Source organism: Streptomyces sp. NPDC037273, from assembly GCF_055603625.1.
In genome coordinates, this window is sequence record NZ_JBVJVO010000001.1 from 888,796 (window position 1) to 912,017 (window position 23,222).

The window sequence follows — 23,222 nt, forward strand, 5'->3', positions numbered from 1 at the left end:
AATTCGGCTGTATGAGGGGTTTGAAGCTGTATAGGGGGGATCTGGGGTAGGTCGTCGCTATGCTCCCGAGCGGAGATTGCCAGCTCAGAAGGCGTAGAGCCCCGTCATCAGGTGAGGCCATGACCAGTTCAGCCGCCCCCCGTTCCGTGACCGTTCAGGGCCGAGTGTGCCGGGAGGACGGGGGCCCCGTGGTGGGGGCCGCGGTCGTGGTGTCGGTGAGACGGCTGCGGTCGGTGGAGGTGATGGGGGAGGCGCGGAGCGGGGACGGGGGCGCCTACCGGGTGGAGGGCTCGGTGCCGGACGGGGCCGTGGAGCTGGTCGTCGAGGCGAGCCTGGACGGGCAGGTCGGTCGCCGGGTCGTACGGCCGCTCGCCGGCGGTGCTGAAGGTGTCGAGGGGGTGGACCTGCGGCTGCCGGGGAGTGGGCCGAGTCGTTACGAGGCTTTGCTGAGCGCGGTGGGCGTGCACCTCGACGGGGTGGGTCTCGCGGAGGTGGGCGAGGACGCGGACGGGCATGAGCTGGCCTTCCTTTCGCGGGCGACCGGCCACAGCCATCAGGAGATCGGGCACGCGGCGCAGGCCGCGAGGCACGAGCGGAGTACGGGGCTCTCGGCTGAGCGGTACTTCGGGTTGTTCACGCGTGGGTTGCCCGCCGATCTGGGCGAGCTGGCGCAGCGGAGTGTGTCCGAGGTCTCGGCCGCGTTGGCCGCCGCCGCTGAGGGCGGAGTGATCTCGTCGCCGGACGGTGCCGCCGAGTTCATGGCGGACCTGCGCATCAGGGAGCTGCGGGCCGCCGAGGCGGTCGACGGGGCGGCCGTGTCCGAGGCCGCCGTTCGCGGGGTGCCGGACGGTGTCGTGCCCTCTCCGCTCGCGCGGATCTTCGCCTTGGCCGTACCCGATCCGGAGGTGCGCGCGCGGTTGTACAGCGCGCACCTTGACCGCACCGGGAGCCCCGAGAGCCTGGCCGGGGAGTTCGACGGTCACGTCGAGCAGTTGGACCTTGCCTTGGAGCTCGGGCGGCTGACCGGTGACAATCCGCGGCTGGTGAAGGCGCTGCTCTCGCGGTTCGACACGGGGGAGTTCACGGACCGGCGGGACCTCGTGCGCCTGGACGGCCGTTGGGACGAGCTGGTGGCCGAGACGGGTGGGGTGCCGGAGGCGGTGGCCGGCCCCGTACAGGCCCCTCGCCACCTGCGTACCGCCCTGACGCCGCAGGACGCCGACGGCGGGGGCGACGGCGGGGACGAGGGCGGTAACCCCGCGCGGGAGTACGCCGAGGGCATTCGCGAGCGGGTGGCCAAGGCGTACCCCACGGCGCACATCGCCTTCCGGCTCGCCGGGCATCCGGACCATGCCGAGGCGCCCGCGACGCGGTTCCTGGTGGCGAACCCCGACTTCGACCTGACGGCCACGCGTGTCGACGCGCGTACGGTGCCGGATCCGGAGGAGCGGCGTGAGCTGGCGGTGATGCAGAGGACGTTCAAGATCGCGCCGAGGTTCGAGGCGATGCAGGCGCTGCGGGGGAACGGCTTCCACTCGTCGTACGCCGTGGCGGGGGTCGGGGTGTCGGACTTCGTACGGAAGGTGTCCGGCGAGGTCGACGAGGGCGAGGCGCGGGCGATCCACGCGCGGGCGACGCAGGTGCACGCGGAGGCGGTGAACCTGGTCGCCGACCTTCGGACGGCGGGGCAGTTCGATGTGCCCTGGTTGCCGGCGATCGTGCCGCAGACGGCGCAGATCCCGGACTGGGAGGACCTGTTCGGGTCGGCCGACTACGCGCCGGTCGAGGAGAGCCGGTCGGTGTACAGCCAGGCGGCGTATCTGGTGGATCTGCTGTATTACCTGCGTCGGCTGGGTGGAGGTGTGCTGACCGGGGAGTCGCGGTGCGGGCCGGTCGCGGAGGTGCTGTACGGGCGGCGGCGAGATCTGTGGGACGTCGAACTCAGCAAGGAGAACACCGAGTTCAGCCTGCCGTACGTGGACCTCGTCAACGAGGTGCTGGAGTCGGCGGTGTCACCGGAGACGGCCGTTCCGGCGGCCGAGCGGCAGAGTCGTGGCGGGTCGGACGAACTGCGGGTGCAGCCGCAGCACGTGAACACCGGTGCGTACGACAAGCTGCGGAACGCCGTTCACCCGTGGCAGCTGCCCTTCGATCTGTGGGGCGAGCAGACCACGACCTATCTCGGCCACATGGGCGTGACCCGCGAGGCGCTCGTACTCGACCTCTGCTACGACGCCACGCACCCGACCGACTTCGACCGGCTCCTCACGGCGTCACGCCTCGGGCTGTCCAAGGTGTCGCAGCAGATCATCGCGGGGGAGACGCTGACCCCGCCGCGCACTCTCGCGGAGTTCTACGGGCGGCCGGCGGCGACCACCGACGCGGCGCTGACGGACGCGATGACTAACGTGCGCGTGCTCCTCGACACCGCGGGACTGCGCTTCGCGGAGCTCGCGGCCGTGCTGGAGACCCGTTTCGTCGACCCCGGTCGGGTGGTGCGGTTCGTGCCCGACGCGCGGTCCCCGAGCGCCACGGACAAGATGACGCTCTCCGGTCTCGACGCCGCGCTCCTCCAACGGCTCCACCGGTTCGTGCGGCTCCAGCACGCCCTGGGTGTGGAGCCACGAGAGCTTGACCGGCTGATCCAGGGCGTCAACAACGACGGTCGCCTCGACGCGCTCACCCTGCGGTCCATCGCGGCCGTCCGCGCCATGAGCGGGAGGCTGGACCTGCCGGTGGAGCGCGTCCTCGGCTTCTGCCGGCCGCTGGACACCCACCGCTACCCCTCCGACGAGCGGCCGCCGCTCTACGACCGGCTGTTCCTTGACCCCGCCGTGGTCAGCCCACAACCCGGCGTCCCGAGCCCCTTCGAACTCAACGCGGACCGCAGTGAGCTGAAGGTCATCGGCAGCCTGGACACCCCCGCCGTGTCGGCCGCCCTGCTGGCCGCGCTCCAGGTCACCGACGCCGAGCTGGCCGAGCTGGTGACGGGGCCGAACACCCCCCTGCGCAACAAGTCCCTCAACCTGGTCAACCTGACGGTCCTCAGCTGCGTGGTGACGCTGGCCCGGACCCTTTCGCAGCCCATCGTCGACCTGCTGAAGCTGGCACCCCGGAGCAGTGCCAATCCCTGGTCGCATCTGGTGGCCTCCGCGGCGACGTTCACGAGCGCGCCCGAGGCTGAGGGTGAGATTGCGGGTGAGGCGGAGGGCGAGGCTGGTACGGGAGCCCCGTCCGCGTCCGCCGAGACCGAACCCGCGGCCGGTGACCGGCTGCGGCCCCCGGGGACGGAGGCCGCGGCCGGGCTGCCGCTGCTGCCCGCCGCCTCCGAGATGGGTGTGCTCGGGCGCTTCGTCGATCTCATGGAGGGATTTACGGAGGCCGGGTTCCGGGCCGTCGACATCGAGGCCGTCCTGGACGCCCGCCGGTCCCCGCTCGACGGCGCCGTCCCGGACGACGCGGCACTCGCCGCCGCACTGACCTCCCTCCGTACCGCGCTCCAGGCCGTCCAGCAGCAGACCCGAGGAACCACCGACGACAGGGGCGAACTCACCCGCAGGAACCTGGCCCTCATGGGCTGGGACGCCGGCCTGGTCCAGGAAGCGGTGTCCAACCTCGCGGGCACGGTCGTCTATACGGCTCCGCTGGCCGCCCTTCCCACCGGGGTGACCCTGCCGCCGGACCTGCCGGTGCGCTTCGAACCGGCGCAGGAGACGGAGCCGGGCGAGCCGACCACGCCGACCAGGCCGGAGGGGCCGTCCGATCCCGCGGAGCCAGGGCAGCCCGTTCAACCCGAGCACACAGCCCGCCTCACCTTCACGGGCCCCATGAACAACGCCCAGCAGCAACAACTCCTCGCCCTCGCCCCCGCCGGCCCCGCGGGCGAGGCCTTCCGGACCGCCATCGAGGCGCTGTACCAAGGCCCACGCCGCTTCGTCGCCGCCCGTATGAAGGCGCTGCGCATCCCCGTGTTCGCGGCGCCTCTCGACGCGCTGCCTCCCGGGTACGCCGTACCCGCGGCGCTGGCCACGAAGGTCTTCCACGACGTGACGGCACACGTGCTGCGGTCGCGCGGCTACCTCGGTGAGGCCGAGGTGAAGTTGCTGAAGGAGGCGCCGGGGACGGACGGCGATCTGGTGGCGGCGGTCGACGGGCTCGTCACGGCGCAGGAGGCGGCGCCGGAGGTGGGGAACGTCTTTCTCGTCGCGGCCGATGCCAGTGCCCTGTTCGACGCGTCCGACAAGCTGCCCGCCGACCGGTTCCACTTGGTGCTGGAGCGGGTCGCGCCGTACCTGCGGAAGTCTCTCGGCAAGGACGCCGTGGTGCAGCAGGTCGGGCGGGCGGCCGGTCTGGATCCGGCGCTGGCGGAGGCGCTGCTCGGGACGTGGCTGCCGGGCGCCGGGGGGAAGCCGGTGTTCGAGGAGTTCCTCGACACGGCGTTCACCGGGAGCGATCCGGCGGTGGTGATCAGCCGGGCAGGGTTCGGTCCGCAGTACATCGCGCTCGAACTCGTCCACCGGGTCGCGATCGTCCTGAAGACCCTCCGCTTCACCGCCGAGGAACTGCCCTTCGTGTTCCGGTACGCGGCCCGTGGCCAGTGGCTCGACCTCGGTACGCTGCCCGCCGTCCCGCCCACGCCGCTCTCCCACGTGCCCGTGCTGTGGCTGTCCGGGCTGATCACCCTGGCCCGGCTCCGCGACGCCCTGCCCGGCGGGATCGCCACGATCGAGGCGGTCTTCCGGCTCGCCCTGACGCCCGGGACCTACGACAGCCAGATCGTCCGGGAACTGTGCCGGCTCACCGGCTGGGCATTCCTGGACGTGAACATGGTGGCCCGCAACTTCCAGATCAACATCGCCGAACGCTTCGTCAGCCTCGCCAACCTGGACAAACTCCGGCGCGGCGTCGCCATGTACCGCCGCCTCGGCGTCTCCTCCGAGCGCGCGAACCTGTGGCTTCGCGCCGACTTCACCCCCGAGGCCGCGCAGGCCGCCTGGGGTGCCGCGCGCGCCCGCCACACCGCCACCGACTGGTTCGCGGTCGCCGGCCCCATGCAGGACACCCTGCGCGAGCGCGGCCGCGCGGCCCTCGTCGCGTATCTCGTCGCCCATCCCGCCCTCGACGGCGGGACCCCGCTGTGGCGGGACGCGAACGGGCTCCACGACCACTTCCTGCTCGATGTGGAGATGGGTGCCGGCCAGCAGACGACCCGCATCGCACAGGCCGCCTACAGCATCCAGCTCTTCGTCCAGCGCTGCCTGCTGAACCTGGAGCCGCAGGTCACGACGTCCGACTCCGAGCTGTGGGAGCAGTGGGAGTGGATGAAGCGGTACCGCCTGTGGGAGGCCAACCAGAAGATCTTCCTGTACCCGGAGAACTACTTCGAGCCGGAGCTGCGGGCGGACAAGTCATCGTTCTTCAGGCAGTTGGAGACGGATCTCACGCAGAAGGACTTGAATGACGAGACGGCGCGGGGGGCGTTGCTCGGGTATCTGGAGCAGTTGGCGGACGTGGCCCGGCTTCAGCCGAGCGGCCTCTACGTTCAGCATGACCCGAACGTCCCGCCGACCGACTTCAGCGGAGAGACCGTCTACGTGATGGCCCGCACGGAGTCGGCCCCTCGTGCCCATTACTTCCGTACCTGGGTGAACCGGCTGTACTGGACGCCGTGGAAGAAGATGAACCTCGACATTGACGGGGAGGCCCTGTCCCTCGGCATGTGGGACAAGCACCTGTACGCCTTCTGGCCGACCTTCATCCCCGCCGGCGAGAGCCAGGAGATCAAGTCACTGCCCGACGGCTCCGATGACAACAGGCTCAAGCAGAGCCCGAAGTACTGGCAGATCCAGTTGAACTGGAGCGAGTACCGCAACGGCCAGTGGACCACCAAACGGGTGTCGAACGAGATGCTGACCACCAACCCCAAGCTGAACCCGCGCTTCCGGCCACACACCGTCAGCGTGCCGTTCCTCGACCCGGCGTCCAAGGATCCGTACCTCTTCATCCCCGGAACGGACCACTACAGCCGGGAGCCTGTCGTCTGGTGCCACTACGCCACGACGTTCGCTCTGTGGGACACGGTGCTCCTCATTCCGCGCTCCTCCACCACGTGGGGCAGGTTCAGGCTGAGCAGGCGACGCGGCAGCATGATCACCGATCCCATCCGGTTCTCGGTCTTCGTTCCCGAGGACCTGCCGGCGACCGACCCCGACGGTCAGACCGCGGCCGAGGGAGTGCGCCAATGGGACTTCTACAAGCCGCCGGCCAACCTGAAGGTCCTCAACAACACCTGGGTTGAGCGACAGCACAGGAACAACGAGCGCGCCAGAACCTTCCACCTCGACGCGGAGATCTTCAAGAACACCCCGCTGTCCCTGCCCTACCGTGTCGTCACTTCGTTCCAACAGGACCTGCCCGCGCAGCACAAAGTGTGGTTCTTCACCGACAGCGAGCGGTCCTATGTGGTGGAGCCACACCGCAGCGGTGAGCGCTGGAGGTACCAGTTCGCCGGCTTCTACCACCCGTACGTCGAGCTGCTCAAGGCGCAGCTGGACCTACGAGGAGTGGACGCCCTCTTCGAGAGGGACCTCCAGCTGCATCCCGAAGCACTCGCACCGCGCGAGACCTTCGAGCAGCGCTACACACCTGATCCCTTCCACGCGGGTGCGCCCGACTACCCAGTCGAGGAGATCACCTTCGACGCCTCCGAGCCCTACGCCGTCTACAACTGGGAGCTCTTTTTCCACGCCCCCCTCCTCATGGCCAACCGCCTCACCACCAACCAGCGGTTCGCCGAGGCCCAGCAGTGGTTCCACCGGATCTTCGACCCCACGGACCGGACGACGACGAGCGGGCCGCAGCGGTTCTGGCGGACGAAGCCGTTCTTCGAGATGTCGACGGATCCGACGGCCGAGGACAACTATCAGAAGCAGCGGATCGAGGAGATCCTGCGGCGGTTGGCGGAGGGCAACGAGAAGGAAGCGGCCAAGGTGGATGCGTGGCTGCGGCATCCGTTCCAGCCGGACATCGTGGCGAGGGTGCGGACGACGGCGTACCAGAAGGCCGTGGTGATGAAGTACCTGGACAACCTGATCGCCTGGGGTGACCAGTTGTTCCGGCAGGACACGCTGGAGTCGGTGAACGAGGCCACGCAGCTGTACATCCTGGCGGCCGAGCTCCTCGGGCGGAGGCCGGAGGAGGTGAAGGGGCGGGAGCCGGCGCCCGTGCTGAGCTTCCGGGAGCTGAACGAGCAGCCGCCGGCGCCGGCGGTGGCCGCGACCGAGAACCTGATTCCGACGCCGCGGCACACGCCGCAGAGGATCGCGCCCGGGGTCGGTATCCGCTGGTTGGACTACTTCGGGATTCCGCGGAACGAGAAGCTGCTCGGGTACTGGGACACGGTCGACGACCGGCTGTACAAGATCCGGCATGGGCAGAACATCGACGGGGTGACGCGGCAGGTGTCGCTGTTCGGGGCGGAGATCGATCCGGGGCTGTTGGCACGGGCGGCGTCGTCGGGGCTGGATCTGTCGACCGTGCTGGCGGACATGAACGCGCCCGTGCCGCACTACCGGTTCGTCACCATGCTCGCGAAGGCGAAGGAGTTCGCGCAGCAGGTGCAGAGCTTCGGGGCGGCGCTGCTCACGGCGCTGGAGAAGAGGGACGCGGAGGAGATGGCGCGGCTGCGGTCGACGCACGAGTACACGGCGCTCGACGCGGCGCTCGTGGTCCGGAAGAAGCAGGTGGAGGAGGCCAGGCGGGCCATCAAGGCGCTTGAGGCGTCGCAGGCGATCGCCAAGGACAAGGAGGTCTACTACACCGGCAAGGCCAAGAACCGGATGAACGCGAAGGAGGAGACGGCCGCCGATCTGAGCGCGCAGTCCGTCGAGCTTCAGAAGGTGTCCGCCACGATCAACACGCTTGCGAGCTATCTGTCGCTGATCCCGGAGCTGAAGATCGGTGCTCCGACCTCCGTGGGTGCCACCTTCGGCGGGAACAACCTCTCCGACGCGATGATCGGCATGGCCCACGGCATCATCGGCTACCTCAGTGCCGACGCCTCGCAGGCGCAGCAGTCGGCCACCGTGGGTGGGTACGACCACCGGCTTGAGGAGTGGAAGTTCCAGAAGGGGCAGGCCGAGAAGGAGGGCAAGCAGTTCGCCGCCCAGATCAAGGTCGCCAAGTCCCACCGGAGCGCCGCGCAGAGGGAGGTGGACAGCCATGTGCGGCTGATGGCGAACTCGCGTGAGGCCGATGTGATGTTGCGCGGCAAGTACACCAACCAGGAGCTGTACGACTGGATGGTGGGCCAGCTCGGCACCAGCTATTTCCAGGCGTACCAGCTGGCCTACGACGTCGCCAAGCGCGCCGAGCGGGCGCTGCGTCATGAACTGGGGACCGAGGAGACCGACTTCGTGTCCTTCGGGCACTGGGACAGCCTCCACAAGGGGCTGCTCGCGGGGGAGCGGCTGCTCAACGACCTGCATCGGATGGACGCGGCCTATTACGAGGCGAACGCCCGGGAACTGGAGCTGACGAAGCGGATCTCGCTCGCGCAGTTCGACCCCGGGGCGCTGCAGAGCCTCAAGGAGACCGGGAGGGCGTTCGTGTCCCTGCCGGAGGCGCTGTTCGACCTGGACACGCCGGGTCATTACATGCGCCGTCTGAAGCAGGTCAGTTTCACCGTGCCGTGTGTGGTGGGCCCGTACACGGGGGTGAACCTCACCGCCACGCTGCTGAAGAGCAGTGTGCGGCTCGTGTCCCGGTTGAACGGTGGCAAGCACGGCCGGCAGCCCGGGGACATCCGTTTCCGGGACCACATCGGGCCTGTGCAGTCGGTGGTGACGAGCACCGGGCAGGACGACGCCGGGCTGTTCGACGGCACGTTGCGTGACGAGCGGTTCCTGCCCTTCGAAGGTGCGGGGGCCATCGGCGAGTGGCAGTTGTCGCTGCCGGACTCGTTCCGCCAGTTCGACTACGGCACCATCAGCGACGTCGTCATGCAGCTCCGGTACACCGCGAGGGACGGCGGGGCGACCCTGGCCGCGGCCGCCGTCGCGGAGCTGCACAAGGCACTCGGCGGCTGGCTGCACACGTCCGGCGGCACCGGCCTGTACCGGCACCTCAGCGCGCGCCGGGAGTTCCCCGACCAGTGGAGCCGGTTCCTCGCCGCCCCCGCCGGCGCGCCGGCCACGCTCTCCTTCGCCCTCTCCAAGAGGCACTTCCCGTACCTCTTCCACGACCGGGCGACCACACTCAAGCGGCCCGAACTGGTCCTCGTCCTGTCCACGGACCGCGCACCCGGCTCCTCGAAGCGCTTCCGGGACTGTTATCCGGGGGGCAGGGAGCTGGCCGTCGCCCTGAGCGGGCCGGGTGGTGCGCACGGAGACCTCACGCTGACGCCCGATCCGGCGCTGGCCGGACAGCCGAGGGCCGGTGCGGACGGGGTGGGCGGGACCGTGACCGAGACCGACCAGGAGTGGCGGGTGACCGTTTCCGCCGCCGCGATCGCGGCGCTCGCGCCCGAGCTGCTCCACGAAGGGCGCCTGAACCCGGACGCCTTCGAGGACCTGCTGCTCGTGTGGCAGTACGCGGTGGGGGCGCCGGCGGATCCGGCGGTCACGACGTGATCGGGGAGCCGCGCAGGCGGCCCGTGCGCCCGGCGGAACCGTCCGCGGGCGCCGCCGCGCCCACGGACACCGCGCGCGCCGCCGTCCCCGGCCGCTGGACGTCATCGGGCGAGATGCCGTTCGCCGGGTTCTGGGCGCAACCCGCCGATGCGGCCGTCCAGTTGGCCGGCGGCCGGGTCCTGCTCGCGGGCGGTGAGGACGGGCGCCGGGTCCCCACCGACGTGACCGCCCTGTTCGATCCCGCCTCCGGCACCTGGTCGTCCTCCGGGGCTCTGTGGACCGGCCGGAGGCTGCACTCCACGACCCTGCTCGCCGACGGCCGGGTCCTGGTGGCCGGCGGGATCGGCGAGCCGCCCGGGCCCGTCCCGGCCACCGGCCTCGGCTCGTGCGAGGTGTACGACCCGGCCACCGGTGGCTGGGCGGCCACGGGGTCGCTGCGCGAGGCGCGGTTCTCGCACTCGGCGACCCTGCTGCCCGACGGCCGGGTCCTGGTCGCGGGCGGCGCCGCCGTCCGCTCGGCCGACTCCCACCGGACCCTGCGGACGGCGGAGGCGTACGACCCGGGTACGGGGACGTGGACGCGGGTCCGGTCGATGACCGACGCCCGCTTCGGACACCCTGCGGTGCGCTTCGACGACGGCCGCGTGCTGATGGTCGGCGGGATCCTCGCCGTGGGTCGCGGCAGCCACACGGCCCTCGCCCACTGCGAGCTGTACGACCCGGTGGCGGACGCCTGGACGCCGACCGCCGGGCTCGCGACCGCCCGCAAGAGCCACCAGGCGACCCCGCTCCCGGGGAACGCGGTGCTTGTCACCGGCGGCGACATGCGGGGCTTCGTCGACGACGATTGGACCTACGACCCGTACAGCCAGTGGACCACCGAACGCTATGACCCGGCGGCGGACCGCTGGACCGCCGACGGGCAGATGCCGTGGGGCCGCAGCCACCACCGGGCCGTCCGGCTCGCCTCCGGCGACGTCCTCGTGCTCGGAGGCACCGACGACGCCTCGATGTCCGTCGGATACCAGAACGCCACGCTCTACGACGCCGCCACCCGCACCTGGTCCAAGGAGTTCCCGATGCTGCGCGGCCGCTGGGCCCCCGCCGCGATCGGCCTCGCCGACGGCCGGGTGCTCGTCATGGGAGGCCTGGAGGAGTCAGGGCCAGCGGCTCCGCTGCCCGGCGAGGACCGGGTCACCGCCACCGCGGAGATCTACGCGCCGTAACCGGCCGTGAGGGAGGGAAGGACCCCCATGCGTACGCTGCTCGCCGACGGCGGCGAACGACCCACCACCCCGGCAGGCCCCCGGCCCGCCGCCCGAAGGACGCCCGCCCTGCCCTCCGGCCGGTGGACGCCGGCCGGCACACCACCCTTCCCCCTCCTGATGCAGCACGGGCAGCAGGACGGACCGGTACGACTGCCGGACGGGCGCGTCCTGTTCGCCGGCGGCGCCGGACAGGCCCTGCGGTCCCTGGACACGGCCGCACTCTTCGATCCGGCCGGATCCCGCTGGACCGCCACCGCCCCGCTCCGCCAAGCCAGGCGCATGCACAGCCTCACCCCGCTGGCCGACGGCCGGGTCCTCGCCGCCGGAGGCATCACCGGACCGCAGGCCTATCCGCCGCCGGCCCTGAGCACCGCCGAGGTGTACGACCCCGCCGACGCGACCTGGACCCTCACCGGCGCGCTCCACGAACCCCGCCACGGGCACACGGCCACCCCCCTGCCCGACGGGCGGATCCTCGTCGCGGGCGGCACACGGCCCCGTGACGCCCGTACCTTGCGCACGCTCGCCTCCGCCGAGCTCTACGACCCTGCTACCGGCACCTGGACCCCGACGGGGGAGATGGGCGACGCCCGCTGGCACCACCAGGCCGTCCTGCTGCACGACGGGCGGGTCCTCGTCCTGGGCGGCCTCGCCGACATCGGCCGCAGCCGGTGCGCGACCCTGGGCCTCTGCGAGCTCTACGACCCGAGGACCGGCACATGGGCCCCCACCGGCGCGCTGTACGAGGCACGCTGCGCCCATCAGGCCCTGGTCCTCGGCGACGGCAGCGTGCTGACGCTCGGCGGCTCCTGGCTCCGTGCCGCGGACGACGGGCGCTACGACCCGCACAGCCTCGCTGGTGCCGAGCGCTACGACCCCGTGGCCGAGGAATGGCGGTCCGAACCGCCGATGCCGTGGGGCCGCGGCCACCACCGCGCCCTGCTCCTCGGCACGGGCGAGGTACTGGTCTGCGGCGGCGTCGACCACGCCTGCCAGGACATCGGTCACGCCGGGACGCTGCGCTACGACCCGCACACGCGGGCCTGGGCGGTGGCCGGGCCGATGGCCACCGGCCGTTGGGCCTTCGGCGCGGCCGTCCTCGACGACGGGCGGGTCCTGGCGGCCGGGGGCGTGGCCCGCAGCGGCGTCGCGGTCCCGACGATCGGCGTCGACGTCCCGGCGGCGACGGCGGAGGTGTTCACACCGTGACGGACGACCGACGCGACCCCGGCCGCTGGTCCGCCGCCGGGCCCCTGCCCTGGGAACGCATCCTGTCGGGGGCGGCCGGCGGAGCCGTACGACTGGCCGACGGGCGCGTCCTGATGGCCGGAGGGGCGGACGCGAGCCTCGGCGCGCAGGACGCAACGGCGCTGTTCGACCCTCGCGACGGAGCCTGGTCACCGGGGCGGCCCTTGGCCACCGCACGGCGGCTGCACGCCACCACGCTGCTCGCCGACGGGCGGGTCCTGGTGACCGGCGGAGTCACCGGTCCCAACTCCTTTCCGTCACGGCCGCTGGCCACCGCCGAGGTCTACGATCCCGGGTCCGGCGAGTGGAGCCCGGCGGGCGAACTGCACGAGGCCCGCTGCGGACACTCGGCGACGCTCCTCCCGGACGGGAGGGTGTTGGTCGCCGGGGGCACGGGGACGCGGTCGGCCGGGTCGGAACGCACCTTGCAGTCGGCGGAGCTGTTCGACCCGGGGACTCCGGGGTGGGCGAAGGCCGCGGACATGACCGACGCCCGGTCCGCCCACCCGGCGGTCGCTCTCCCGGACGGCCGGGTCCTGGTCGCGGGCGGCTGGGTGGCGACCCGTCACGACTGGCGCGGCGGCTCAGGACTGGCGTACGCCGAGTGCTACGACCCGGCGACGGACACGTGGACGCCGACGGGCAGCCTCGCGGCTCCACGCAGCGGCCACGAGCTGACCGTCCTGGCCGACGGGTCCGTCCTGGCCACCGGAGGCGCCGAGAACGAAGGCCGTGCCGGCGGCCGGCTCGACCCGTACAGCCGGGCGACGACCGAGCGCTGGCACCCGGCGGACGGCGGCCGCTGGACCCGGGAGAACGACATGCCCTGCGGCCGGACCCAGCACCGGGCCGTACGGCTGCGCACAGGGGAGGTGCTGGTGATGGGCGGCGGCAACTACCTGCTGAGCGACGCGGGCTACCGAAGCGCCGCCCGGTACCACCCCGGGACGCGGACGTGGACGGCGATCCCCGGCATGGCGGTCGGCCGCAGCGACTTCGCGGCGGTCGTCCTGGCCGACGGCAGGGTCCTGGTGGCCGGCGGCACCGTCCGGGCCAAACCCGCCACGCCCACGGGCGCACCGCATCAGCTGACCGCCACGAGCGAGGTGTTCGTCTCGTGACGGGGCGCGGCACCGTTCCGGTGAGGTGGCGGCGGGCGATCGGCGGACCGGGTGACGCCGGTCGTGTCGCCGGTCGTGTCGGCGAGAGGGCCGGGAGCGAGAGGGCCGGGGGCGAGAGGACCTTGGGCACGAGGACCGTGGGCATGACGACGGCTGGCACGAGGACCGTGAGCAAGAGGACGGCGGGCACGAGGACCGTGAGCAAGAGGACCGTGGGCACGAGGAACGTGAGGGCTGTGAGCGGGCGGGTTCGAGGCGGAGGCGACCGCGCGTGGTGACGGGCGAACGAGAAGCAGCCGGGGCCGACGAGCGGCGGTTCGTCGCGGCCGCGCCCCAGGTGGCGCTCCCGAAGGGCGGGGGAGCGATCCGTGGCATCGGGGAGACGTTCACCGCCAACCCCGCGACCGGCACCGGATCGGTCTCCGTGCCCATCGTCACCAGCCCCGGCCGCGCGGGATTCGGGCCGCGCCTCGCCCTCGCCTACGACTCCGGGGCGGGCAACGGGCCCTTCGGCTTCGGCTGGAGCCTGCCGGTCCCCTCGGTCACGCGGAAGACGGACAAGGGCCTGCCCAGGTACCTCGACGCCGTCGACTCCGACGTCTTCGTGCTCTCCGGCGAGGACGACCTCGTGCCCGTCCACCGACAGGACCCCACGGGCGACTGGGTCACCGCCCACCCCGGCCACACCCGGGACCCCGAGGGCGACTGGGTACGCGGCCCCGGCGGCCGGCTCGTCGTCCACGAGGACGAGATCGACGGCCACCGGGTCCGCCGCTACCGGCCGCGCGTCGAGGGCGCCTGCGCCCGGATCGAGCGCTGGACGGCCGTCGCCCTGCCGGGAGAGGCTCCGGATCCGTCCGGGGCGGGCGGTGACGCGTCCGGCGAAGCCCTCGCCGCGCCCCCGGTCGGCGACGTCCACTGGCGGTCGCTGTCGAAGGACAACGTCCTCACCGTCTACGGGCTCGGCCCGGAGCACCGCATCGCCGATCCCGCCGACCCCGGCCGCGTCTTCAGCTGGCTGATCTCCGAGACCCGCGACGACAAGGGCGGCGTCGTCCTCTACCGCTACAAGTCCGAGGACGGCACAGGCGTCGACCTCGGCGCACCGCAGGAACGCAACAGGGGAGCCCGTGACGACGTCCGCAGGACCGCCAACCGCTATCTGAAGCGCGTCCTCTACGGCAACCGCACGCCGGCCCTGGACGAGAACGGCGCGCGCCCCCACTTCCTGGACGCCCGAGTGGCCGCCGGCGGCTGGATGTTCGAGGCCGTGCTCGACTACGGCGACCACGACACGGACGCGCCAGGGCCCCGCGACGACGAGGCCGTCGACGACACCGGTGCCCTCCGCTTCCCGTGGCCGCTGCGCCCGGACGCGTTCTCGTCGTACCGGGCGGGCTTCGAGGTGCGCACCGGCCGGCTGTGCCGCCGGGTGCTGATGTTCCACCACTTCCCCGGCACGGAGACGGACGGGGTCGGTGTCGACTGCCTGGTGCGGTCGACCGAGCTCGTCCACGGCGGCGAGGGCGATCCGGCGGCGTCCGACCGGCCCGTGTACGCGTTCCTGCGCGCGGTCACGGAGCACGGCCACCGCCGCGAGGGCGCCGGGTACGTCCGCCGCAGCATGCCACCGGTGGAGTTCACGTACGCGGAGCCGACGGTGCGGGACACGGTGGAGACCGTCGACCCCCGCTCCGTGGCGAACCTTCCGGCCGGCGTGGACGGGACGACGTACCGCTGGATCGACCTGCACGGCGAAGGCATTCCCGGTGTGCTCGCGGAACAGTCGGGCGCCTGGTTCTACCAGCGGAACATCAGCCCGCTGCCGGACCCCGCCCCCGGGGGCGGCCCGGCCGCCCGCGTCCGGTTCGCGCCGGTCGAGCACGTCGGTGCCATGCCGGCGCTCCCGCCCGGCGGCGGCGCCGAGTTCGTGGACCTCGCCGGGGACGGACTCGTGGACGTCGTCGTCACGCAGGGGACCGCGCCCGGTGTGTACGAGCACGACGAGGCCGAGGGGTGGCAGCCGCTGCGGCCGTTCGCCTCGCTCCCGAGCAGCCCGCTGAACGCCGCGAACGCCCGCATCGCCGACCTGGACGGGGACGGCCACGCCGACGTCCTGATGACCGAGGACTCCTCCCTCGTCTGGTACCGCTCGCTCGCGGAGGAGGGATTCGAGGCCGCCCGGCAGCTCGCCGTCGCCGGCGACGAGGAGCACGGCCCCCGGGCCGTCTTCTCCGACGGTACGGACACGGTGCATCTCGCCGACCTCTCCGGCGACGGACTGGCCGACCTGGTCCGCGTCCGCAACGGCGAAGTCTGCTACTGGCCCAACCTCGGCCACGGGCGCTTCGGCGCCAAGGTGACGATGGAGAACGCGCCCTGGTTCGACCACCCGGACGCGTTCGACCCGCAGCGCGTCCGGCTGGCCGACATCGACGGCTCCGGCACCACCGACCTCGTCTACCTCCACCGCGACGGCGTACGGCTCTACTTCAACCAGTCCGGCAACGCGTGGAGTTCACCCCGCGCACTGCGCGCCTTCCCCCGGATCGACAACGCCGGCAGCGTCGCCACGGCCGACCTTCTCGGCGACGGAACCGCCTGCCTCGTCTGGTCCTCCCCGCTCGCCCCGGACGCCGGCCGGACCATGAGGTTCGTCAACCTCATGGGAGGCACCAAGCCCCATCTGCTCGTGGGCGTCACCAACAACCTCGGCGCCGAGACCCGGCTGAGCTACGCGCCGTCGACGAAGTTCTACCTCCAGGACAAGCAGGAGGGACGGCCGTGGATCGCCCGGCTGGCCTTCCCCGTCCACGTGATCGAACGCGTGGAGACGTACGACCACGTCAGCCGCAACCGCTTCACCACCCGCTACCGCTACCACCACGGCCGCTACGACGGAGCGGAGCGCGAGTTCTGCGGGTTCGGCATGGTCGAGCAGTGGGACACCGAGGAGATCGAAGCGGTCACGGGCGGGCACGCGAGCGGCGACGCGAGCAACGCCGACCCGGCGGCGTACGTGCCACCGGCGCACACCAAGTCCTGGTTCCACACCGGCGACCGGCTCGGCCGCGAGCGCGTCTCCCGCCACCACGAGGGGGAGTACTTCCGCGAACCCGGGCTGACCCCGGCCGGCGCCAGGGAGCTGCTCCTCGACGACACCCCGCTGCCCCCCGGCCTCTCCGACGAGGAGGAACGGCAGGCGTGCCGCGCCCTCAAGGGAGCGCTGCTGCGGCGCGAGGTGTACGCCGACGACGCCGTCGCCCGGTCGACCCCGGCCGAGCGGGCCCGCGCCCGGACCCCGTACACGGTCACCGAGCAGAACTTCACCGTCCGGCGCCTCCAGGGGCGCGGTGCGCACGAGCACGCCGTCTTCGACGTCCGGCCGCGCGAGACGCTCACCCACCACTACGAGCGGAACGCCGCCGATCCGCGCACCCAGCACACCCTGATCCTCGACGTCGACCCGTACGGCACCGTCCTCAAGGAAGCCGCCATCGGCTACGGCCGCCGTACCCACGTGGTCACGACCGACGCGGACGGCACCGACCGCACCGTCCCCAACCCCGCCCTCGACGCCCTCCACCCGGCCGACCGCGCCCGGCAGACGACGCCCCTCCTCATGTACACGGAGCGGCGCGTCACCAACGGCCTCGACACCGCCGCCGTGTGGCGCCACCCCGTGACCTGCGAGACGCGCACCTTCGAGCTGACCGGCTACGCCCCCACCGGGCCGCGCGGCCGCTTCCTCGCCGATGACCTCGTGGAGCGCGTCCCCGGCAGCGGCGGGCGGCTGCGGCACCGGTACGCCCGGGAGGTGGCGTACGAGGAGCGGCCCACGCCCGAACCCTGCCGCCGCCCCGTCGAGCACGCCCGGGTCCACTACCGTGGCGACGACCTCGCGCGCGTCCTCCCTCTGGGACAGCTGGAATCCCGCGCCACGACCGGCGAGAGCTACACCCTCGCCCTCACCCCCGGGCTCCTCGCCGCCGTCTACCGCAGGCCCCGCCCCGACGGCTCCCCGGAGAGCCTGCTGCCGGAACCGGCGGACGTCCTCGCCGGGACGGCGGGCGACCGGGGCGGCTACCTGGCGGGCCGGACGCTCAAGGCGGACGGGCGTTTCCCCGCCACCGACCCCGACGACCACTGGTGGCTGCCGTCCGGACGGTCGTACTTCTCCACCGCCCCCGACGATCCGCCGGCCGCCGAACTGGCGCGGGCCCTCCGACACCACTTCGTCGTCCGTCGGCAGCGCGACCCCTTCGGGCAGGACACCGTGGTCGACCTCGACGGCGACGACCTGCTGACCGTGGAGGTGCGCGACCCGCTCGGCAACCGCACCACGGTCGAGGCCAACGACTACCGCGTCCTCCAGCCCCGCCGCCTCGCCGACGCCAACCGCAACCGGACCGAGGTGGCCTTCGACGCCCTCGGCATGGTCACCGCCACCGCGACCATGGGCAAGGCGGCCCCGGCGCCCGCCGAAGGCGACACCCTGGACGGGCTGCCCACCGACCCCGCCCCCGAGCGTGTCGACGCCCTCATGGCGGCGGCCGATCCCGACGCGGCAGCGGCGGAGCTGCTCGCCGGGGCCACCAGCCGCGTCGTGTACGACCTCGACCGCTTCCGCCGCCTCGGCCGCCCCGCAGTGGTCGTCACCCTCACCCGCGAGACACACCACCACGACCCCCTGCCACCGCAGGGCCTCAGGGTCCGGACCGCGTACGGCTACACGGACGGCCTCGGCCGCGAGATCCAGCGCACGTCACGCGCCGAACCCGGGCCCCTGACCGACGGCGGCCCGGTGGTCGGCGCGCGCTGGGTGCGCAGCGGCTGGGTCGTCCACAACAACAAGGGCAAGCCGGTCCGCCAGTACGAGCCCTTCTTCACCGCCACACCCGAGTTCGAGTTCGGCGTGACGGCCGGCGTCAGTTCCGTGCTCTTCCACGACCCCCTCGGACGCGTCGTCGCGACCCTGCACCCCCACCACACGTACGAGAAGGTCGTGTTCGGCCCCTGGGACCAGACGACCTACGACGCCAACGACACCTGCGCACCCCGAGGCGCGGAGACCGGCGACCCGCGCACCGACCCCGACGTACGGGGCCTGCTCGCCCGCTACTTCACGGCGCTGACCACCGCCGAGCCGGCCACCCCGTGGGAGACCTGGCACGCTCAGCGGACCGGCGGCGCGCTCGGCCCGCACGAGCAGGCGGCGGCCGAACGCGCCGCCGCACACGCGGACACGCCCGCCACCACCCATCTCGACGCGCTGGGGCGGCCCTTCCTCACGGTCGAACGCAACCGTGTCGTCTGCGCCGGCCACGACCTCGACGGCACCGAGGACACCGTCGCCACCCGCACCGAGCTCGACATCGAGGGCAACCAGCGCCTGGTGCGGGACACCGTGACGCAGGCCGGCGACCCGCTGGGGCGTGTCGTCGTCCGGTACGAGTACGACATGCTCGGCCACCGGATCCATCAGGACAGCATGGAGGCCGGGGCGCGCTGGAGCCTGCCGGACGTCGCCGGAAACCCGATCCGCGCATGGGACAGCAGGGGCCACACCTTCGCGGTCACCCACGACGCCCTGCGCCGTCGCGTCGCCAGAACCGTGCGCGGCACGGTCGCCGACGGGGACACCGCCTCCGACCCGCGCACCCTCGACCGCGACGTGCTGATCGAGCGCATCGAGTACGGCGAGCCCGCCCCGGACGCCTCACCCGCCGACGAAGCCCGCGCGCGGCGGCTCAACCTGCGCACCCGAGTGCTGCGGCACTTCGACGGTGCCGGCGCCGCCGTCAACGCGCGGCTCGACGCGGCCGGCACGCCCCTTGAGGCGTACGACTTCAAGGGGAACGCGCTCCACCACACCCGCACCCTGACCGCCGACTACCAGGCGCTGCCCGACTGGTCGGCGGAGCCGAGGATGGCGGAGGAGTCCTTCGAGAACAGCGTGCGCTACGACGCGCTGAACCGGACCGTCCAGGCGACCCTGCCGCACAGCGACCTCGCCCCTGGACGGCTCCACGTCGTCCAGCCGGTCTTCAACGAGGCGGGCCTGCTCGACCGCGTCGACGTCTGGCTGGAACACACCACACCGCCGCCCGCGCTGCTCGACCCGGCCGTCGAGCCGCCGTCCCCGGTGGGCATCGCCGACACCGCGTACGACGCCCACGGCAGGCGCGTCCGCGTCGCCCACAAGAACGGCGCCACCACCCGCTACCGGCACGACCCGCTGACCTCCCGCCTGGTCCACCTCGTCACCGGGCGAGGCCCGTCGTTCCCCGAGGACTGCGACAGCCCGGACAACCCCCCACCGCCCGCCGGGACATGCGGCCTCCAGAACCTCCGCTACACCTACGACCCGTCCGGCAACGTCACCCACGTCCAGGACGACGCCCAGCAGACCGTGTTCTTCCGCAACCAGCGGGTGGAGCCGAGCAACGACTACGTCCACGACGCGCTCTACCGCCTGATCCAGGCCACCGGCCGCGAGCACCTCGGCCAGCAGGCCGACGGCACCCGCAGACCCCCCACCGCGCCCGACGCCGCCAACGCCTTCCCCACCCGCCTCGACCACCCCAACACGCAACAGAGCATGGGGACATACGTCGAGCGATACGTCCATGACCTGGTCGGCAACATCCTGCGGACGCAGCACCGCGGCAGCGACCCCGCCCACGCGGGCTGGACCCGCGGCCACACCTACACCGACACCAGCCTCCTGGAGGACGGCACGGCGGGCACCCCCGTCAAGACCGGCAACCGACTCAGCGCCACGACCGTGAACCCCGGCGGCACCACACCGCCGCTCGTCGAGCCGTACGCCCACGACCGCCACGGCAACATGATCCGCATGCCGCACCTCGGCGGCGGCACCCCCGGCCCCAACCTGCACTGGGACCACACCGACCGGCTGCGACGCGCGGACCTCGGCGGAGGCGGCACGGTCTTCTGCGTGTACGACGCCGAGGGGCGACGGGTCCGCAAGGTGTGGGAGAAGGCACCGGGCCTCGTCGAGGAACGGATCTACCTCGGGGACTTCGAGGTCTTCCGCCGCCACCGCGGCCCCATCGGCAGGGACACCGCCGTGTTCGAACGGGAGACCGTGCACACGAGCGCGGACGCGGGAGGCGGCTCCGGCGCCGGCGAGGAACGCTTCGTCCTCACCGAGCTCCGCACCCGCGACACCGAAGGCACCGACCCCGCACCACCCCGCCTGATCCGCTACCAGTCGGGCAACCACCTCGGCTCGTCGAGCCTCGAACTCGACGAGCGGGCCCAGATCATCTCGTACGAGGAGTACGCGCCCTACGGCAGCACGACGTACCAGGCCGTCCGCAGCCGCACGGAGACGCCCAAGCGCTACCGCTACACCGGCATGGAACGCGACGAGGAGACGGGCCTCGCCCTGCACGGCGCCCGCTACTACGCCTGCTGGCTCGGCAGATGGACGAGCGCCGACCCCTCGGGGCTCGTCGACGGACCGAACCTGTACCGGTACGCGCGGGGGAACCCGGTCACGCTGGTCGACCGGACCGGGCACGAGCCCGCCCCGGTTCTCACCGAGGGTGCCATCGAGACGCTGAAGCAAGCGGCCGGGGCGCTGGAGCGGGCGGCCGCGCGGTGGGGCAGCGCCGCCGTGATCAACGGGGGAGCCGGTGCCGCCACCGCTCCAGCGGCCGCCGCTCCCGTGACCGGAGGCGCCGCGGCCACCGCTCCCCTGCCCGCGAGCGGGCTGGCCACGGGAGGGGCGGGGGTGCTCTTGGCCGCGCAGGCGCTGGCGGCGGCCGCGATGGCGCTCACGGTACAGATCCACATGCAACGAGCGGCCGGCATCGTGATGCACGGCAACCCCCTCGGGCTGAGGAGGCAGGGGGCGGCGTTCCCCGTGCTCGAAAAGGTCCAGGAACTCGTCCACTCCCCGTTCCCCATCCCGGTCGAGGACCCCAAACGCAAGCGGAGCGGGCCGCAGACGGGGCGGGTGTACGTCACGTACACGAAGGTCAACAAGAAGACCGGGCGGGTCTACTCGGGCCGCACCAGCGCGAAGATCGACCTGACCCTCCCCTGGGAGGCCCAGGCTGAGGACGCCATGAAGAACCGCGACCGCAACCACCACGTGGACGAGCGCGAGGAGCCGGGCGACGGGGACTACGGCGTCGCCAAGCTGGACAAGTACATGGTCGGACTCGCCGACAACTACGCGGAGCGCTACCGCGACGCCGCCTACCTCGCCATCCGGGGCAGGGAGCAGCAGCTCATCGATGCCCACGGGGCGAGGGAGGCGGTCCGGATCGGCGCCAAGGACTTCAGCGGCGGAGCCTGGTCGGACAGCGATCCCGGCCCCCGGCTGACCGAGAACAAAGAACGAGGAGTCCGCAAGGACAGCATCATGGGCGAGATCTTCCACGCGGCGGCATCCCTGGAGTTCGGCGAGCTCGCCCCCTTCACGGGCACCCCGTTCAAACAGCTGGCGCGCAAGCTGCTGGGGCAGCGATGACCCCCGGCACCTACGTGCGCATCCCGCTCGCCGACGGCTCCTACGCCTACGGCCGCGTCCTCACCGACACCTACACCGGCTTCTACGACTACCGCACCCTGGACCCCTCCGCCGACCTGGACGACATCGACGCCAGGCCCCTGCTCTTCGCGCAGGCCGTCCGTCTGCCGTCGGCCGAGCACTGGCCGTCGATCGGATTCCGACCCCTGGCGGGGGAGGCCGCCCGGCCCGTCGTCCGGTTCACCCAGGACCTCGCCGACTTCCGCAAGTGCACGATCTTCGACTCGGAAGGCGCCGTCCGCCCCGCCACCCCCGAGGAGTGCGTCGGCCTGGAACGCGCCTCCGTCTGGGACGCGCACCACATCGAGGGGCGGCTCCTGGACACCTTCCTCGGCCTGCCCAACGAGGACGAGCTGGAGGCGAGGGTGCGGCTGGAGTGACAGGTGGGCCTCAGGGGTTCTGCTGGACGACGCCGCGGGTGGAGAAGGTGACCGGGTCGCCGGTGGGGAAGTCGCCCGGGGGGATGCCGGGGTGGTGGCCTTCCTTGGTGGAGGTCTTGTCGTCGTGGGCGCTGAGGGTGAGGCGGGAGACGATGCGGTAGCGGTCGCCGCGGTAGAGGGAGTGGACGTACTCGACCGCGCGGCCGCGGGTGTCGGTGGTGAGCCGCTCGAAGAGGAGGGCGGGGGAGAGCTCGGGGACGTCCAGGAGGTCGGCTTCGGCGCGGGTGACGACGGTGGGCTCGATGGACTGGACGGCCTCGCTGACCTGGACCCCGTGGCGGTCGCGCAGGTGGTCGTAGAGGTCGCCCTGCTCCAGTTCTTCACTGGTCAGGCCGGGGGCGAGGTCGGTGCGCACGTGGAGGTGCTCGATGGCCATGGGGGAGCCGTCGACGAGGCGGAGGCGGGCCACGTAGAGGATCTGCGCGGCGGGGGAGATGCGCAGCTTGCGGCTGACGCGGGCGCCGGCCGGGAGGGTGCTGAACTCCAGGAGTCTGCTGGTCCACGTGCCGCCGGCCTGGGGGAGGCTGAAGGCGTTGCGGTCGGAGACCAGCTCCTGGGTGATCTTCTCCGCGGCCACGAACATGCCCCGGCCGTGCTCACGGACGAGCAGTCCGGCGACGACGAGCTCGTCGACGGCCGCGCGCAGGGTGGGGCGTGACACGCCCAGCCGGGAGCAGAGGGCGCGTTCGGACGGGATGGCGTCGCCGGGCCGTCGCGCCTCGATGAGCTCGAGGATCGCGTCACGGACCCGCTCGCGCTTGAGCATCGCGCCGGAGGCTGCCGCGTCGATCTCCATACGGGGCTCTCGTTCGTCGTCGGGAAGTCTGCTGGTCAACTATAACTGGTCTGCTGGTCAGGTCGCAGGAGCGATGCAGGTCCGGGGGTGTGTGGCCTCTTCTGGGCACTTGCTGGCCGAATTCCCGCTTTGCTGCGGGGGTTGACCGTCGTCA

Annotated in this window: 7 protein-coding genes; 6 read left to right on the forward strand and 1 reads right to left on the reverse strand. The window is 72.3% G+C overall.

Annotated elements, in window-relative coordinates; all coding sequences use genetic code 11:
• Positions 1 to 119 precede the first annotated feature (119 nt).
• From ACZ7G1_RS04020 to ACZ7G1_RS04045, 6 genes are all read left to right on the forward strand, one after another.
• Positions 120 to 9,629 (forward strand): Tc toxin subunit A-related protein, encoded by a 9,510-nt coding sequence (locus ACZ7G1_RS04020; RefSeq protein ID WP_470879604.1) that lies wholly within the window; start codon positions 120 to 122, stop codon positions 9,627 to 9,629.
• Positions 9,630 to 9,652: 23 nt separating this feature from the next.
• On the forward strand, positions 9,653 to 10,855 hold the full coding sequence (locus tag ACZ7G1_RS04025) for a Kelch repeat-containing protein (protein ID WP_470879606.1): 1,203 nt from the start codon (positions 9,653 to 9,655) through the stop codon (positions 10,853 to 10,855).
• 27 nt (positions 10,856 to 10,882) lie between these two features.
• The gene (locus tag ACZ7G1_RS04030; protein ID WP_470879607.1) at positions 10,883 to 12,106 is read left to right on the forward strand and encodes a Kelch repeat-containing protein; all 1,224 of its coding nucleotides are present in this window, start codon (positions 10,883 to 10,885) and stop codon (positions 12,104 to 12,106) included.
• Positions 12,103 to 13,266: a Kelch repeat-containing protein gene (locus ACZ7G1_RS04035; RefSeq protein WP_470879609.1), complete on the forward strand. Its 1,164-nt coding sequence runs from the start codon at positions 12,103 to 12,105 to the stop codon at positions 13,264 to 13,266. Before ACZ7G1_RS04030 ends, ACZ7G1_RS04035 begins: the two co-directional genes overlap by 4 nt.
• 274 nt (positions 13,267 to 13,540) lie before the next feature.
• Complete coding sequence (locus ACZ7G1_RS04040; protein ID WP_470879610.1) at positions 13,541 to 21,772, forward strand: SpvB/TcaC N-terminal domain-containing protein; 8,232 nt, start codon at positions 13,541 to 13,543, stop codon at positions 21,770 to 21,772.
• The gene (locus ACZ7G1_RS04045) at positions 21,769 to 22,212 is read left to right on the forward strand and encodes an immunity 26/phosphotriesterase HocA family protein (RefSeq protein WP_470879612.1); all 444 of its coding nucleotides are present in this window, start codon (positions 21,769 to 21,771) and stop codon (positions 22,210 to 22,212) included. The genes ACZ7G1_RS04040 and ACZ7G1_RS04045 overlap by 4 nt, the downstream gene beginning before the upstream one ends.
• 10 nt (positions 22,213 to 22,222) lie before the next feature.
• Here the strand turns inward: ACZ7G1_RS04045 and ACZ7G1_RS04050 are convergent, their stop codons facing one another.
• A complete protein-coding gene (locus ACZ7G1_RS04050; RefSeq protein ID WP_470879665.1) occupies positions 22,223 to 23,068 on the reverse strand; it encodes a GntR family transcriptional regulator in 846 nt (281 codons plus the stop codon).
• Between the last annotated feature and the right edge of the window lie 154 nt (positions 23,069 to 23,222).

What these genes read in the sequence shown, in the direction of transcription:
- ACZ7G1_RS04050 (WP_470879665.1), bottom strand. Translation starts at nt 23,068, where the DNA reads ATGGAGATCGACGCGGCAGCCTCCGGCGCGATGCTCAAGCGCGAGCGG.
- ACZ7G1_RS04020 (WP_470879604.1), top strand. Translation starts at nt 120, where the DNA reads ATGACCAGTTCAGCCGCCCCCCGTTCCGTGACCGTTCAGGGCCGAGTG.
- ACZ7G1_RS04030 (WP_470879607.1), top strand. Translation starts at nt 10,883, where the DNA reads ATGCGTACGCTGCTCGCCGACGGCGGCGAACGACCCACCACCCCGGCA.
- ACZ7G1_RS04045 (WP_470879612.1), top strand. Translation starts at nt 21,769, where the DNA reads ATGACCCCCGGCACCTACGTGCGCATCCCGCTCGCCGACGGCTCCTAC.